The organism is Pedobacter aquatilis (assembly GCF_032678425.1).
Classification (GTDB): Bacteria; Bacteroidota; Bacteroidia; order Sphingobacteriales; family Sphingobacteriaceae; genus Pedobacter; species Pedobacter aquatilis_B.
This window is the reverse complement of record NZ_JAVTSG010000001.1, coordinates 799837-816522: the sequence shown is the minus strand read 5'-3', so window position 1 is coordinate 816522 and position 16686 is coordinate 799837. Positions and strand designations below refer to the sequence as shown.

Genomic DNA, 16686 nt, shown 5'->3' with positions numbered 1-16686 from the left:
CTAAATGAATAGAATGGTATTTACGTGTTAAATATAGAAATAGTTTATATTATTGTGAGAATTGACGGCAAAATACAATCTCCATTTTATATATATCAAAAGATGGATGCAGTTTTATCTACTTTAATTAAACTGAGTTGCTTCATGTTAACTGGATTGAAGTAAGTGAACTGATAAACACCATCTGCACCTGTTACAATCAAAGATTTTGGTCCGGCAATAACATCATAACTTTTAATATTAGTTAAATGCTGCAACATATTTTTATCAATTTCGGTCTTATTGGTAATATTAAAGCTCTTAACACCAAATTCACCCTCACACAAAAATAAGTTATTGCCGCTAACACTTAGGCCATGTGGGTTTTTCATCGGAAATACTGCAACTTGTTTTGGTTTAGTTGGGTCTTCAATGTCTACAACTTCTAACTGATTACTTCCTTGTCGGCAGATGGTTCCGGTGCGAAGCGTAACAAATGCGTATTTTCCTTGCACCACAACAGGGTCGCAGGCAAACACATGGCTATAAGTGGATAATTTTATAGGATTTTCGGGTTGAGCTGCACTAAAAATATGCATGCCTGTATTCGTTCCGATAAATAATTTGTTCTCATACGGAAATATTGTTTCAACACCCCAACCTAAAACTATCGATTTAATAAAGCTTGGATTTGTTGCTGTCTTTATATCGAACAAACTTAAGTCCATATTTCCAACCGTATATAAATAATCGTTTAGCAGGGTAAATCTTGCCATCGAACCACCCTGACCAGATGAACTGCTGTTTGCTGAATTAGAAAACGAAGCAGCATCATTTGCCCAACCGCTTTTGTATGTACTCTTTCTAACTAAAGTATCTTTGTAAGTAACTACACTCCTTTGAGTGCCTTGAGCATTGAAACCTCCCCAATAAAATTGCCTGAATACATCTGGTAGTCTTTTAATTTGCTTAATATTTGATACCGAAGAAATATCGAAAGCTAATAAATCTACATAACTATCTGCGTAAAGCACGTTATTACGAACGGCTAGGTCAACATTTCCGGGTATTTGTAAAAAGGCCATATTAATCGGCGCAGCCGGATTAGTATTGTTGTAGATGTGGATGCCTTTGTGTGGTTCGTTAATGAAAAGATAATCATTATAGATGTAAATTTTTCCTGGATTTTTAACTCTAGTGGCCTTAGTTAATCCCACCGGAAGCGCTCTCATCGCATCGACCGACATTACTTTGCTAATTTGAATTAATTGCAATTCGTTATCATCATTTTTTTTGCACTGGCTTAATACTACAATGGCGAGTATTAAGAGAAATCCGTTAAATAGAAATTTTTTCATGTTTTTTGGTTTTTAATTCAAACGTAATGAGTTTGAGAAACGCTACAAGTTATTGATTGTTATGTGGTTAGTTTGATGTAAATCAAAATTTTGCCCATTTGTTATCGGCACAATGCTAAAAGGCTGAAAATAAAAAAGGCTGTTCAAAATAAATTGAACAGCCTTTTTAAGATTTGTTTTGTAATCGTTATTCCGAAAATTCGAATGTTTCCATGAATTTTGTTGTGAAATTACCTGCTCTAAAGTTAGGGTCTTTCATTAATTGTAAATGGAAAGGAATTGTTGTTTTAATGCCTTCGATAACGAATTCTCCTAAAGCACGCTCCATTGTACAAATCGCTTCCTCGCGAGTTTGTGCAACACAAATAAGCTTTGCAATCATCGAATCGTAGTTAGATGGAATAGAGTAGCCCGCATAAACGTGTGTATCAACACGAACACCATGGCCGCCTGGTGAATGAAAATTCGTGATTTTTCCTGGCGAAGGACGGAAATTATTAGCCGGATCTTCTGCGTTAATACGACATTCAATCGCGTGCAAACGAGGGAAATAATTTTTGCCTGATATTGGGATGCCAGCAGCAACTTTAATTTGTTCTTTAATTAAATCGAACTCAATAACTTCTTCTGTAACCGGATGCTCTACCTGAATACGCGTATTCATTTCCATAAAATAGAAGTTACGGTGTTTATCAACCAAGAACTCGATTGTACCAGCACCTTCATAATTTACAGCTTGCGCACCTTTAATTGCAGCTTCACCCATTCTTAAACGAAGTTCTTCTGTCATAAATGGCGAAGGAGATTCCTCAACCAATTTTTGGTGACGACGTTGAATTGAACAATCACGCTCTGATAGGTGGCAAGCCTTGCCAAACTGATCACCAATAATCTGGATTTCAATGTGGCGAGGATCTTCAATATATTTTTCTAGATATAAACCATCGTTACCGAATGCCGCACCAGATTCCTGACGTGCACTGTCCCATGCGTTTTCAAAATCTTCATCTTTCCAAACTATACGCATACCTCGGCCACCACCACCGGCAGTTGCCTTAAGTATAACCGGATAGCCCATTTCGTTTGCAATAGCAATACCTTCTTTTACACTATTAAGTAAGCCTTCAGAACCTGGAATTGTTGGTACACCAGCAATTTTCATGGTTTCTTTAGCCGAAGCCTTATCGCCCATTCCATTAATTTGCTCAGGCGTTGCACCAATAAACTTGATGTTATATTCACGGCAGATATTTGAAAATTTAGCATTTTCAGATAAAAAGCCATAACCAGGGTGGATAGCATCAGCGTTTGTTAATTCAGCAGCCGAAATAATATTTGGGATATTTAAGTAAGAATCTTTACTTGGTGGAGGACCAATACAAACAGCCTCATCAGCAAAACGTACGTGTAAACTCTCTCTATCAGCAGTAGAATAAACAGCAACGGTTTTGATGCCCATTTCCTTACAGGTACGGATAATACGCAAAGCGATTTCCCCTCTGTTGGCAATTAGTATTTTTTTAAACATAATGTTAGTTCATTAGCTAATTAGCTAATTGATTAATAAGCTAATTAAATAGGTTCTACTAAAAATAATGGTTGATCGTATTCAACCGGAGAAGCATTATCAACTAAGATTTTAACAATGCGGCCAGAAACTTCACTTTCAATTTCGTTGAAAAGTTTCATTGCCTCGATAATACAAACCACTTTACCAGTACCAATTTCATCGCCAACATTAACAAACATAGGTTTATCAGGGCTTGATGAACGGTAGAAAGTACCAATCATTGGAGATTTAATTGTGATGTATTTTGAAGAGTCATCTGCTACCGGAACAACTGGTGTTGCCGCAACTGGAGCAGTTGGAGCTGTTGCAACCGGAGCTGCAGCCTGTACAAGCGGTGCTTGTGGTACAGTTGCATGCACAACAGTAGGTGCTTGGTTGGTTTTAATCGTTATTTTGAAGTCTTCTTGCTCGATTGCAACTTCATTTACACCAGAACGAGAAACGAATTTAATTAGTTCCTGTATTTGCTTGATATCCATTTTTTAAGCTTTTATTGTAAAAAATAGTTTATGAATTAACTAAGTTATAATTTTTTTGTTTTAAATTCTTGTAGTTTGGTTGTTCGGTTTTTTGTTTTTTGGTATGATGTAAAAATCCTAACCAGCTAAAAAACCAATCAACTAACTATTGTATGCCCATTTAAGGTAAATCGAACCCCATGTAAAGCCGCCACCGAATGCCGCTAATACAATATTGTCGCCTTTTTTAAGCTTGCTTTCCCATTCCCATAAACATAACGGAATGGTTCCGTTGGTTGTATTACCGTATCGTTCGATGTTAATCATTACCTTTTCGGTTGATACCCCCATACGGTTTGCAGTTGCATCAATAATACGTTTGTTAGCTTGATGAGGCACTAACCAAGCAACATCATCAGATGTTAGGCTATTGCGCTCCATAATTTCGGCAGCAACATCAGCCATGTTGGTTACAGCAAATTTAAATACCGTTGGGCCTTCCTGGTGTGCAAAGTGCTCTCTTGCATCAATGCTTTCGTGTGTAGCCGGTTTTACCGAACCACCAGCTTTCATACCCAAGAAATCTCTTCCAGAACCATCCGTTCTTAAAATAGAATCCTGAATACCTAAACCTTCTTCATTAGGTTCTAGTAAAGCGCAACCACAACCATCGCCAAAAATGATACAAGTTGTACGGTCTTCATAATTAATAATTGAAGACATTTTGTCGCCACCAACTACCAAAACTTTTTTATGTCGGCCAGATTCAATAAATGATGCTCCGGTTGCTAATCCAAAAATAAAGCCTGAACAAGCAGCCTGTAAATCGTAACCCCATGCATTGGTAGCCCCAACTTTATCTGCTAAAACGTTAGCGGTAGCTGGAAAAGTAAAATCCGGAGTTGTGGTGCAGAAGATAATTAAGTCAATTTCCTTTGCATCAATACCACGTTTCTTAAGCAACCCATTTACAGCATGAACTGCCATATCTGATGTGCCTAAACCCTCACCTTTTAAAATTCTACGTTCTTTAATTCCTGTTCTGCTGGTAATCCATTCATCCGAAGTATCAACCATGGTTTCCAACTCTGCGTTTGTAAGCACATAATCAGGAACATAACCATTAACTGCCGTAATAGCAGCGTGAATTTTACTCATTTTAAAAAATTTAAAAATTTATTTAAATGCTGTTCTAATTTTTTCTACCAAACCAGTCGTAATCATTTCTCTCGATTGAAGTACCATGTTTTTAACAGCCAACGGGCTTGAAATTCCGTGACCGATAACTACAGGTGCATTAACCCCCAGAACAGGGCTTCCGCCATATTGTTCGTAATTAAAACGATCAAAAAATTCATCTTTTAATCCTTTTTTAACAGTCATTACATAAAATGATTCAGCTAATTTTAGCATCACATTCCCCGTAAAACCATCACAAACAATTACATCAGCTTTATCATTGAATAAATCTCTTCCTTCAACATTGCCCACAAAATTATATAAATTGGTATCTCTCATTAACGGAAAAGTTGCCATGCTTAGCATGTTACCTTTCTCATCTTCTTCACCAATATTCATTAAAGCCACTTTTGGATTATCTATTTGCAGTAAATTCTCTGCATACAAACTACCTAAAGCACCAAATTGAAGTAAAATGTCGGGTTTGCAATCGGCATTTGCACCAACGTCTAATAACAAACCTGTGCCGCCTTTAATTTTTGGAAGTATTGTACATAAGCATGGGCGGATAATGCCCGGAATGGTTTTAACACTAAAAACAGCGCCAACCAACATTGCCCCAGAGTTACCTGCGCTGGCAAACGAATCGAGTTTTCCTTCTTTTAAAAGGTTAAAACCAACCGCTATGCTCGAGTTTGGTTTCTGAACAATTGCTTTTGTGGGATGTTCGCCCATACCAATAACTTCATCAGTATGAACGTATTCAAAATGATCTGGATTAAATCCTTCTTCTGCAAGAATTGGTTTAATCTGTTCGGTATCGCCGATAAGAACTAGATGTTCTCCAGCGTTTAGCGATTGATGAGCTGCTATTGCTCCCAAAACAATTGCTTTGGGAGCATAGTCTCCGCCCATTATGTCGAGGCCTATTTTCATAGAAAAAATCTGTTTGTGTTAGTTCAGGTTAAATCCTGAATGTTTCAGTTGACTAAGGTATGACTAAAGCCGCTGAAAACACAAACAATTTTTTAAGAAAATTACCCGATTTGAGTATTTTCGATAACCAATTTACCGTTATAGTATAGGTTACCATCAACGTTATATGCACGGTGAGGTACGTGGATAGCACCTGTAGTTGCGCAAGTTGCTAAAGAAGGAAGCTCAGCTTTATAGTGCGTTCTTCTTTTATTTTTTCTCTGTTTCGAGATTTTCCGTTTTGGATGTGCCATTGGTGTATAATCTAATTATTTTTTTAACTTATTAAGTGCTTCCCAACGTGGGTCGCTTATTTGTTCTTTTTCTTCGCTCTGTTTTTCAATAGAAAGGTTTTCCAGTCTATTAATCATTTCCTGATCACAATCTTTACCACTTTGCTCGCAGTTTTTAATATACGGTACCGCAACGTTTATCATTTCGTATAACGGTTTCGATATATCAATAGACGTTTCTTTTCTGCTTAATGAAATAATCTCTTCATCATCGCTTTCAAGTTCATCCTCTGCAAACTTTACAATTTGTCTTTCGTACAAATTAATCGGCAAAGCAAATTCCGATAAGCATTTATCGCAATCCAAATTAACAGTACCCAAAACTTTAAATTTTAAAATCAACATGGTTTCTTGTTTGTCAAGTTCCAAGTCAACCTTTAAGTTCCCGTTTTTAATCATTGAGTACTCAAATGCACCAAAAAAGGTGTCATCAAGCTCATAATCAAAATGATGGCTTCCCAATTTTAATCCGGTAAACGGTACAGAAAATTGTTTTAGCGGGTTCAAAGTACTGTAAAATTTTAGCCTGCAAATGTAGGGATAAAATACTTAGATAAAAAATGTTTTTTAAAAATTGTTAATGTTTGGCGCATAGATAACCAGTATTATAATTTTTTGAAAATCAGTTTCATTGCTAATCGGTTACCACAGCCCCGCTTTTCGTTGCAATCTTTTGGCTAAACTTACGAAGTCTCTTTAAAGTTGTTCTTTAGACTTCGTTAAGCTTGGTAAGCCAAAAGTATTTCCACTTCAATCGGGTTTAATTTACTTCCAGCATCGCTATTCTGGATGTTAGCAAAGCGCATCTTGAATGGATGATAACAGAGGATTTCAAATCCTCATTATTATACTTCGAGATGCCTTTCAGAACATCTCGAAGAGCTCATTTGTAATTTTAGTTTATTTAAGTTCTAGCCAGCCAAAACCATCTCTTTATTGTTCCTGCTCCATTCACTCCAAGAGCCTACATAAAGCTTTGGAATTGGCAAGCCTGCATAATCCATTGCCAATAATGTATGACAAGCTGTAATGCCTGAACCGCAATGAACAATTACATTTTCAGGTTTTACTTTTGCTAAAGCTTCAGTATATTTTTCTTTTAAAATTTCCGGAGCTAAGAAACGTCCATCAGCATCCAAATTCTCTGTAAATGGAATATTTGTAGCGCCCGGAATGTGCCCGGCTATCGTATCGATTGGCTCGGTTAAGCCGGCAAAACGGTTCGCATCGCGAACGTCAATCACAATAAATTTATTCGTTTTCGATACGTTTTCTACTTCATCAATATTTGATAATGGTAAACTCCAGTTCTCAATCCCATATTTCTCAACAGATTTCGGAATTTCAATTTTATTCGTTGTTGGGAAACCTGATTTTACTGCTGCCTGATAACCTCCATCTATAACCTGAACTTTTTCGTGACCAATGGATTTTAGCATCCACCATAATCTTGCAGCGGCATTTCCACCATTTTTATCATCATAAATAATTACGTGGCTATATTTGGTAACGCCAAGTTTTTGTAAAACTGTAGCAAATTGTTCAAGACTAGGCAAGGGATGTCTGCCGCCTTTAGCAAAATCATCGATATGGGCCAAATCTTCATTTACATCAACGAAAATCGCACCTGATAAATGTTCTTCATCATATCGCGATTTTGAGCCAGCACTGGCATCTAAAATCACTATCTCTTCATCAAAATTTAACCAGGTTAAATCTTCGGGTTTTATGATTGGGGAAATTGTTCTCATATCATTAATTTTTATTTCTTGATTAAAGCGTAAAGCCCTAAAATAGGTCCAATTGCTAAAAGCATGTAAAGATAATGCGAATTCATTTCTTTAGACAAAATATTGATTGCTTGTATGCTAATTATGGTAATGGCAAAGCCGATGCAATTTACAATGGTAAGTGAAGTTCCCTTTAAAGAATCGGGTGCATTTTTAGCAACCAACGTTGAAAATAGAGGTGAATCGGCTGTGCCGGCTAAACCCCAAATAAAAAGAAAAAACAAGAAAATATAAATTAAACTTGAAAACAAAAATATTGGCGAGAGCAGGCAACATAATCCAGATATTGAAAGCGCAATTGTTGCGATTTTTTTTGCGCCAAACTTTTGAGAAAGCATTCCGCCAATCATACATGATATGCAGCCCGAGGCGATAATTAGAAAGGAAAATAATGAAACATTTAAGTTTGCATTTTGATGTGTGCCGTTATAAAGCATAAGCATTCCCGGTAAAAACGCCCAGAAAGTGTACAACTCCCACATATGGCCAAAATATCCAAAAGCTGCAGAACGAAAATTGGGATTTCTGAAGCCGCTAAAACTTGCTTTATAATCAAATTTTTGTCCGGCTACTCTGTACGGACCATTAGGAACAAAAAGGTAAATGCAACCAGCGCCGATTAGAGATAAAATTGAAGTGGCATAAATAACGTATTGCCAGGCAAAGTTGGTTGTAAATGTTTTTAATAAATGAGGAAACGCAGTTCCTAAAACTAATGCGCCAACTAAAAAACCGAGCGATTTTCCTAAACCATCTTTAAAATAATCGGCTGCTATTTTCATACCAACGGGATAAATACCCGCAAGCATAAAACCAGTTAAAAAGCGAAACAATAGCAAAATGTTTGCGTTTGAGATTGGTAAACTAACGCCTAAATTAAATAATGCTGCCGCGATGCCGCAAACGAAAAAAACTTTTGATGGAGAGAAAATGTCGGATATTGCAAATACGGCAAAAACCAGGGTTCCACTAATAAAACCCAACTGAACCATACTGGTTAAGTTTGCCAGAAGGTTTAATTCTGTCGGGAAATTTTTAATAATATCGGGTAGAACTGCATTACCAGCAAACCACAACGAGGTGCAGAGGAATTGAGATATTACGATTATCGGGAGTATTTTCTTTGTGCCGCTCATTTTTTATTTGTTGCACAATTTTAACTAAAATAAACCTGATAGCAGTGAATCCCGATTTTTCATCGGGAGAAACGAATAGCAGGAGTATCGCAACCGATGAAATGCAGGTTTTGCTTTTCTAATATTTAACGCTTTTGCCTTTCAGCTTTTTAAGAAGCATCATCTTTAATATCGAACTGGTTTTCTACAACTTTGCCACCAGTTCTAAGTTGGTTGCTCAGCATTTCTTCCTGCTCTCTGCGATTTTTAACAATGTGGATAGCCGAAAATAGGGCTTCAGTAAATGAGGTAGAATCGGCAAGGTTTTTACCCGCAATATCGTAACCCGTTCCATGGTCCGGAGAGGTGCGCACGAAGTTTAAGCCCGCTGTATAATTAACCCCATTGTGGAAAGCCAATGTTTTGAAAGGAATTAAACCTTGATCGTGGTACATGGCTAAAACGGCATCAAATTGTTTGTAGCTGCCATTTCCAAAAAAACCATCTGCAGGGTATGGTCCAAAAACCATTACGCCTTTGCCGTAAGCTTCCTCAATTGCAGGTGTAATAATTTCAGCTTCCTCTGTGCCAAGCAAGCCATTGTCGCTGGCATGGGGATTTAGGCCTAAAACTGCAATTTTTGGTTTCTCAATCCAGAAATCTTTCTTCAAACTATCGTTGATTAAACGAATTTTATTGATGATTTTTTCTTTTGTAATTGCAGTTGGTACAGCTGCCACCGGAATATGACCAGTAACCACGCCAACGCGTAAACCTTCGCTGATTAAAAACATCAGTACATCTTTACTGCCACTCTTTTCTTGCAGATATTCGGTATGGCCAGGGAAAGAAAAAGTATCGGATTGTATGTTGTGTTTGTTAATCGGTGCGGTAACCAAGGCATCTATGTCGCCATTTACTAAATCGGCAGTTGCTCTTTCTAATGATAAGAGCGCATACTTTCCGCCAATTTCTGTAACCTGACCAAGTTCTATTTTAACATCTTCTTCCCAGCAATTAATCATATTCGCTTTTTTTACTTGCGCCTGATTTGCATGGTTAATTACATTAAAACTAAATTCTCCGAGGTTATTTGCCTTTCTGTGAAAAGATGAAACTTTTGTATGGCCATAAACAATTGGCGTGCAGTAATTTAAAATAGCCGGATTGGATAATGTTTTGATGATTACCTCTAAACCTATACCGTTCACGTCGCCAATACTGATGCCTATTTTAAGTTTATCGCTCATAACTTTTGGAAAATTTTAGCGCAAAATACTGATTTTCGTTTAAACAGGGGCTTACCGAATAAAAATTAGTTATTTTGTAGAAAATATCTCGTCACCGAAATACAAAAACACAGAAATAGAAAGAACCTCTTTCTAAATAATTCAATGTTTTTAGTGCTTCCGTGGCAAACGAAATTGTAGCGATGAGTTTAGTAAAAGCAAAAAAACATTTAGGTCAGCATTTTTTAACCGATAAAGGCATTGCAAACCGTATTGTAGAAAGTTTGATTAATACCGATAAATATAATCAGGTTTTAGAGGTTGGCCCCGGAATGGGTATTTTATCCGATTTTTTGCTTCAACGCCAGGATTTGCAAACTTATTTGATTGATATTGATACAGAATCGTTTCACTTTCTAAACGAAAAATACCCTCAATTGGGAGATAGATTAATAAACGGCGATTTCCTGAAACTGAACTTTGACGATATTTTTCCGAATCAGTTTGCCATCATTGGAAATTTCCCTTATAATATTTCATCACAGATTTTATTTAAAATTTTAGATAACCGCCATAAAGTTGTGGAGATGGTTGGGATGTTTCAAAAGGAAGTTGCGCAACGTTGTGCAGCGCCATCGGGAAGCAAAGAATATGGTATTTTAAGTGTTTTTTTGCAAGCTTATTATAAAATTGAATACCTTTTTACTGTAAAACCTGGAACGTTTAATCCACCTCCAAAAGTTCATTCGGCTGTAATTCGTTTAACCAGAAACGAAGTTGAAACTTTAGATTGTGATGAGAAATTGTTTTGGCGTGTAGTTAAAGCAGGCTTTAATCAACGGAGAAAAACCTTGCGCAATGCGGTTTCGGCAGTAATGCCGAAAGATAAAATGGATAACCATATTTATTTCGAAAAACGTGCAGAACAATTAACAGTTGCCGATTTTGTTGCATTAACGCAGCATGTAGGTAAGTTGATGGAAGCTTAGTTGATGAAAAAGGGGGTTTGTTTTCTGAATTTTATAGAGCCTTGGCACAAAATCTACGTTTTACTAAAAACCGGCCTAACAAATTTTTGGGAATACATTTTCAAAGCCAAACCACTAACTTTAATACAAAAATTTTCAGCCGGCAATTTTGTTTCTTTTGTTGTCAAAAGAAAAAAGACTGTCTGGCTAAGACAAAAATTGAAAAGAGCATATCAATGTTTCTTTCAAAAGTCAATACTTAGCCACTTAAATTTCTTGCAAAGCAATGATTAATTTATTCCAATTTCTCCTTTCCTTTGCCACATAAAATTGTAAAACACATGGTTAACTACAGCGAAATATTCAACGAACAAGGCATGGATTATCAAACTTATAGAGCTTTGGTAGACCAACTTTTATTGGAAGGAAAAGCAACAGGCGATGTAACATACGATTTGCACTATACTAAAATGAATGTGCAACGCATGAACAGGGTTGATAAAACCGTTAGTTTAACTGAAGAATTTGCCAAAGTAATAGAAAACTTAAAAGGAAATTATAAATTTTTGGTCATTACCGAAGGTTGGTGCGGAGATGCGGCTCAAATTGTTCCTGTTTTCAATAAAATCGCAACAACATCTTTGGGTAAAATCGACTTAAAATTTGTTTTACGAGATAAAAACTTACCATTGATTGATGCACATTTAACCAATGGTGGCAGAGCAATTCCGGTTTTAATAATTTTAGATGAAAATGCGGATAAAGTTTTAGCTACCTGGGCACCGCGTCCACAGGTTTTGCAAAAGCTTTTAAAAGAATGGAAAGAAGAAACTACTGAAATGACAATTTTGGCAGAAAAACTTCATGGCTGGTATGCAAAAGATAAAACTTTGAGTACGCAGGCAGAGTTGTTGGGGGTATTAGAAGGGCTTAATTAATAAACTTATATCAGTCTCCATTCGTGTAGAGATGCTGAAACAAGTTCAGCATGACGACCCATTAAGAGTGCTTAATCAACCGAAACGGTTAATCCTTCTTGTTGTAGAATTTTCCTGTAAACTTCCATCTCAGTAAAAGAACCTTCTAAAACCGGGCATTTACCATCATTATGAACTTTCCAGGCAATTTTTTCAGCTTGCGATTCGTTATAGTCTAAATATTTCATCATGCAATAAATCACATGGTCGAAAGTATTCACATCATCATTCCATAAAATTAAACGATGTACAGTTTTTAAGGAAGTTAAAATTTCTTCGAGCGTAAAGGTCTCTTCTTTTGTTTCTGTAGACATTTGGCAAAAATAAACATTAGTATTAAGTATTTAGTATTAAGTCTCAAGATTTGTGCATTTTAGTATGATTGAAAAGATACATCTTCCGCTAGTTTTAATACATTTACTAACCAAAATATAATAGCATGCACCAATCTAAAATTGCAGGAATAGGTTACTATGTTCCTAAAAATGTATATACCAATAATGATTTAAGCCGTTTCATGGAAACCAGCGATGAATGGATTCAGGAAAGAACTGGTATTAAGGAACGTCGCTTTGCAGATAGATACGAAGAAACAACCACAACAATGGGTATCGAAGCTTCGAAAATTGCATTAGAAAGAGCTGGAATTACCGCAAAAGATGTTGATTTTATTGTATTTGCCACATTAAGCCCGGATTATTATTTCCCTGGCTGCGGCGTTTTGCTACAACGAGAAATGGGCATGGGCGAAATAGGCGCTTTAGATATCCGAAACCAATGTTCTGGCTTTGTTTACGCACTTTCTGTAGCCGATCAATTCGTAAAAACAGGGATGTATAAGAATGTTTTAGTTGTTGGTAGCGAGAAACATTCTTTTGCAATGGATTTTGAAACACGAAGCAGAAACGTTTCCGTAATCTTTGGCGATGGAGCAGGAGCAGTTGTATTGCAACCAACGGATGAGAAAGGCAAAGGGATTTTAAGTACGCATTTGCATAGCGATGGTGCTGATGCTGAAATTTTGGCAATGTATTACCCGGGTTCTCATGCCAATAAATGGATGAAAGATAAGCCGGCTTTTCCAGACCAGGAATTGGGCGGTTTATTTATGACGCCAGAAATTTTAGAAAGCGGTGCTGCTTTACCTTATATGGATGGTCCATCGGTTTTTAAGAAAGCAGTAGTTAAATTTCCAGAAGTTATAAAAGAAGCATTGGCGGCAAATAATCTAACGGAAAAAGACATTGATATGCTGGTTCCTCATCAGGCAAATTTGCGCATCAGTCAGTATGTTCAGCAATTACTTGGTTTAAAAGATGATCAGGTTTTCAATAACATTCAAAAATACGGAAACACAACAGCTGCATCTGTACCAATTGCACTTTGCGAAGCATGGGAAGCTGGAAAAATAAAAGATGGCGATTTAGTTTGTTTAGCGGCTTTTGGATCTGGTTTTACTTGGGCAAGTGCACTTATCCGTTGGTAAACTATTTTTTGGTAACTAAATTTTGACATTTCGTGTAAAAAAATTGAAAATCAGCGTTTTATCTCTTAATTTTATTTTGTTTCAAGATAATCTTTTATGGCGATAGACATCTACGCAGGCAATTTTGGAGCAAAAGAACTAAATCATCTACTAAAACGAACATTATTCGGAGCTAAAAGGAGTGATATAGCCGCTTTTGCAGGTCAATCTGTTTCTCAGGTTGTCGATTTTCTATTGAGAGATTTAGCGCTTCCAAATCCTCCGGTAAATAATTATAACGATACCAATTATACTGATGCAAATGTTCCGATTGGGCAAACCTGGGTAAATACACTTTATACAGATGGAACTGCAAACAGTCGTAGGGTTACATCTTTTAAATCCTGGTGGATTACCCAAATGCTTAATCAACCAGTTTCAATAAGAGAAAAATTAACCTTGTTTTGGCACAATCATTTTGCTACCGAAGCCGATACTGTTGATGATGCAAGATATATCTATAAACATAATGCGCTTTTGCGGAGTTCAGCTTTAGGCAACTTTAAAACTTTAACAAAGCAAGTAACCATCGACCCGGCAATGGTTCGGTATTTAAATGGATATGCAAGCACCCGAACCGCACCTGATGAAAATTATGCCCGCGAGTTACAAGAACTTTTTACCTTAGGTAAAGGACCAGACTCCAAATACACCGAAGCCGACGTTAAGGCGGCTGCCAGATTGCTTACTGGCTACACACTCGATAGCACAAATATTATTTCCGTTTTCAATACGAACAGACATGATGTTACGGATAAGCAATTTTCGTCATTTTATGGAAATAAATTGATTAAAGGCAGAACCGGGGCAGATGGTGCAAAAGAAGTGGATGATTTGCTGGATATGATTTTTGCACAAGTAGAGGTGAGTAAATACATCTGTAGAAGATTATATCGGTTTTTCGTTTATTATGATATTACTGCTGATGTTGAAGCTAATTTCATCACGCCTTTGGCGGAAATATTTAGGAGTTCGAATTATGAAATAAAGCCTGTGTTAAAGGTTTTGTTTACCAGTAATCATTTCTTTTTAGCTCAAAACCGTTCTTGTAACATTAAAGCTCCCGTAGATTTTGTGGTTGGCTTGGCTCGAGAATTTGAAATTGTTTTTCCCGATGCCAGCGATTATGTAAACGTATATTACATGAGTGATTATTTGCGGAGTACGGCTTCAAATCTTCAGCAAAATTTAGCCGACCCACCAAATGTTTCGGGCTGGCCTGCATATTATCAAGTACCTCAATTTTATGAGCTTTGGATAAATTCTGATACCCTACCAAAGCGAAATGTTTTTACCGATAGATTTATCAGCTCTGGTTATACCCGAAACGGAAAGAAAATTGTTATCGACCCGATTGCTTACACCGCAAAATTTAGCAAACCAGAAGATCCAAATATTTTACTTGATGAAGCTTTGGCGCATTTATACACAATTGAGGTTAGCGCCGATGTAAAAAAGTTTCTAAAAAGTATATTGTTGAGTAATCAGGTCACTGATGCTTACTGGACAACCGCCTGGCTCGATTACAAAGCTGCGCCGACAACAGCAAAAACGGCAATTGTGCAAACCCGTTTGCAAGAGTTTTATAAATACATTATGAACCTTGAAGAGTATCAGCTATCATGAAAAGACGGGAATTTTTAACTAAAGCAATGCCCGCTGGCGTGGTGCTTCCATCTTTAATAGGAGGATTTTCGTTAAAGGCATTTGGTGCATCGAGTTTATTATCGGCAATTACAGCAGCCAATCAGGAAACCGACCATGTGTTGGTAATTATTCAGTTAAATGGTGGGAATGATGGTTTGAATATGATTCTTCCATTGGATCAGTATGACAACCTTACACTTGCTCGTCCGAATATTATTCTTCCAAAAAATAAAATTATTAAACTTTCAGGCTTCAATACCGGTATACATCCTTCAATGTCGGGTTTGGCTGGTTTGTATGATGATGGAAAAGTTCAGGTCATTCAATCCGTGGGTTATCCACAGCCAAACTTTAGCCATTTCAGGGCGACAGATATTTGGCTTTCTGCTTCAGATTCTGACCAAATCATAGAAAGCGGTTGGGCAGGCAGATATTTAAGCGAAGAATATTCAAATTTTCCAATCGGTTATCCAAATACAGTAATGCCTGATCCACTTGCCATTCAGATCGGCTCTTTTATATCTCCTGCTTTTCAGGGGCCTTCTGTTAATATGGGTATGGCAATTTCCGACCCGGTTAATTTTTATAATTTAATAAATGGAATTCAATCTCCTGCGCCAAATACGAATGCCGGTAAGGAGTTAACATACATTCGCCAGGTTTCTCAACAAACACAACAGTATGCTTCTGTAATTAAAGCTGCGGCAGGCAAAGTAACAAAGCAGGGTACATATCCAACCAATAATTCACTTGCAGATCAGCTTAAAGTTGTGGCAAGATTAGTTGCCGGAGGCCTTAAAACCCGCTTGTACATGGTAAATATTGGTTCTTTTGATACTCATGCTGCACAAGTAAATACAGGATCTACTGAAACCGGAACCCATGCAGTTTTGCTTCAAAGAGTTAGCGATGCCATTAAAGCTTTTATGGATGATTTGAAAGGTTTAGGTGCATCAAAAAGAGTAGCTGGTATGACCTTTTCAGAATTTGGAAGAAGGATAAAATCAAACGCCAGTAACGGAACAGACCATGGCGCAGCAGCACCACTAATCGTTTTTGGCGATGCCATTCAAGGCGGTGTTCTAGGTAAAAATCCAACAATTTCAGCCACCACATCCGTAAATGATAATATTCCGATGCAATATGATTTCCGATCTGTTTACGCTACTTTATTGGAAAAATGGTTTTGTGTAGATAAATCAACATTATCGAATGTAATGCTAAAGGATTTTCAATCGTTGCCGCTTATTCAACCTGGAACAAATTGTATGTCGACAAGTTTGGCGCAAACCAACCGCTTAAGTGGCGAAAGTTTAATCAGTAATTATCCAAATCCGTTCACCTCAAGTACCACCATAAAATATACCTCAAAAGGCGGTCACGTTTTAATCCAGGTTTTTAATACAATGGGGAAATTAATGGCTACCGTTGTAGATGCAGTTAAAGATGAAGGTACTTACAACATCAATTTCGAAAATCAGCGCTACGCTCCAGGTGTCTACTATGCCCGACTTCAAAACGGAGAATTGCAGCAAGTCAGAAATATGCTAATCGTTTCTTAAACTAAAAATTAGGTACTTTTGCTTAAATCATCTGTTTTTAAAGATGATTCTCATTTCAGAA

16 protein-coding genes are annotated in these 16686 nt (G+C 37.0%); 5 read left to right on the top strand and 11 right to left on the bottom strand.

Going from position 1 to position 16686, the window contains the following annotated elements; all coding sequences use genetic code 11:
• Positions 1-95 precede the first annotated feature (95 nt).
• From R2Q16_RS03365 to pdxA, 10 genes are all read right to left on the bottom strand, one after another.
• A complete protein-coding gene (locus tag R2Q16_RS03365; protein ID WP_316735160.1) occupies positions 96-1337 on the bottom strand; it encodes a hypothetical protein in 1242 nt (413 codons plus the stop codon).
• Between the two features lie 187 nt (positions 1338-1524).
• Complete coding sequence (gene accC, locus R2Q16_RS03360) at positions 1525-2865, bottom strand: acetyl-CoA carboxylase biotin carboxylase subunit (protein ID WP_290238336.1); 1341 nt, start codon at positions 2863-2865, stop codon at positions 1525-1527.
• A 44-nt stretch (positions 2866-2909) separates the two neighbouring features.
• A complete protein-coding gene (gene accB, locus R2Q16_RS03355) occupies positions 2910-3386 on the bottom strand; it encodes an acetyl-CoA carboxylase biotin carboxyl carrier protein (RefSeq protein WP_316735159.1) in 477 nt (158 codons plus the stop codon).
• Between the two features lie 141 nt (positions 3387-3527).
• Complete coding sequence (locus tag R2Q16_RS03350) at positions 3528-4523, bottom strand: beta-ketoacyl-ACP synthase III (RefSeq protein WP_316735158.1); 996 nt, start codon at positions 4521-4523, stop codon at positions 3528-3530.
• 18 nt (positions 4524-4541) lie between these two features.
• On the bottom strand, positions 4542-5480 hold the full coding sequence (gene plsX, locus R2Q16_RS03345; protein WP_316735157.1) for a phosphate acyltransferase PlsX: 939 nt from the start codon (positions 5478-5480) through the stop codon (positions 4542-4544).
• A gap of 101 nt (positions 5481-5581) precedes the next feature.
• Positions 5582-5773 carry a 50S ribosomal protein L32 gene (gene rpmF, locus R2Q16_RS03340; RefSeq protein ID WP_231460361.1) on the bottom strand — a complete coding sequence of 64 codons (192 nt, stop codon included), beginning with the start codon at positions 5771-5773 and terminating at the stop codon, positions 5582-5584.
• 15 nt (positions 5774-5788) lie between these two features.
• A complete protein-coding gene (locus tag R2Q16_RS03335) occupies positions 5789-6319 on the bottom strand; it encodes a DUF177 domain-containing protein (RefSeq protein ID WP_316735156.1) in 531 nt (176 codons plus the stop codon).
• Between the two features lie 404 nt (positions 6320-6723).
• The gene (locus R2Q16_RS03330) at positions 6724-7563 is read right to left on the bottom strand and encodes a sulfurtransferase (protein WP_316735155.1); all 840 of its coding nucleotides are present in this window, start codon (positions 7561-7563) and stop codon (positions 6724-6726) included.
• 11 nt (positions 7564-7574) lie between these two features.
• Positions 7575-8738: an MFS transporter gene (locus R2Q16_RS03325; RefSeq protein WP_316735154.1), complete on the bottom strand. Its 1164-nt coding sequence runs from the start codon at positions 8736-8738 to the stop codon at positions 7575-7577.
• Between the two features lie 149 nt (positions 8739-8887).
• A complete protein-coding gene (gene pdxA, locus R2Q16_RS03320) occupies positions 8888-9967 on the bottom strand; it encodes a 4-hydroxythreonine-4-phosphate dehydrogenase PdxA (RefSeq protein WP_316735153.1) in 1080 nt (359 codons plus the stop codon).
• 182 nt (positions 9968-10149) lie between these two features.
• On the opposite strand from pdxA, the gene rsmA reads away from it, so the two are divergent.
• Both rsmA and R2Q16_RS03310 read left to right on the top strand, forming a co-directional pair.
• Positions 10150-10935: a 16S rRNA (adenine(1518)-N(6)/adenine(1519)-N(6))-dimethyltransferase RsmA gene (gene rsmA / locus R2Q16_RS03315; protein WP_316735152.1), complete on the top strand. Its 786-nt coding sequence runs from the start codon at positions 10150-10152 to the stop codon at positions 10933-10935.
• Positions 10936-11255: 320 nt separating this feature from the next.
• Positions 11256-11852: a thioredoxin family protein gene (locus R2Q16_RS03310; protein ID WP_316735151.1), complete on the top strand. Its 597-nt coding sequence runs from the start codon at positions 11256-11258 to the stop codon at positions 11850-11852.
• A 71-nt stretch (positions 11853-11923) separates the two neighbouring features.
• Here R2Q16_RS03310 and R2Q16_RS03305 read toward each other — a convergent pair whose 3' ends face one another.
• Positions 11924-12205, bottom strand: a complete 282-nt coding sequence (locus R2Q16_RS03305; protein ID WP_010599054.1) for an ATP-dependent Clp protease adaptor ClpS — start codon at positions 12203-12205, stop codon at positions 11924-11926.
• Between the two features lie 125 nt (positions 12206-12330).
• Here R2Q16_RS03305 and R2Q16_RS03300 point away from each other — a divergent pair, with 125 nt between their 5' ends.
• The 3 genes from R2Q16_RS03300 to R2Q16_RS03290 all read left to right on the top strand — a co-directional run bounded on the left by R2Q16_RS03300 (position 12331) and on the right by R2Q16_RS03290 (position 16625).
• Entirely contained in the window at positions 12331-13377 is a 1047-nt protein-coding gene (locus R2Q16_RS03300; protein WP_316735150.1) for a beta-ketoacyl-ACP synthase III, read from the top strand.
• 96 nt (positions 13378-13473) lie between these two features.
• A complete protein-coding gene (locus R2Q16_RS03295; RefSeq protein ID WP_316735149.1) occupies positions 13474-15042 on the top strand; it encodes a DUF1800 domain-containing protein in 1569 nt (522 codons plus the stop codon).
• Positions 15039-16625 (top strand): DUF1501 domain-containing protein, encoded by a 1587-nt coding sequence (locus R2Q16_RS03290; protein ID WP_316735148.1) that lies wholly within the window; start codon positions 15039-15041, stop codon positions 16623-16625. Before R2Q16_RS03295 ends, R2Q16_RS03290 begins: the two co-directional genes overlap by 4 nt.
• The last annotated feature ends 61 nt before the right edge of the window (positions 16626-16686 follow it).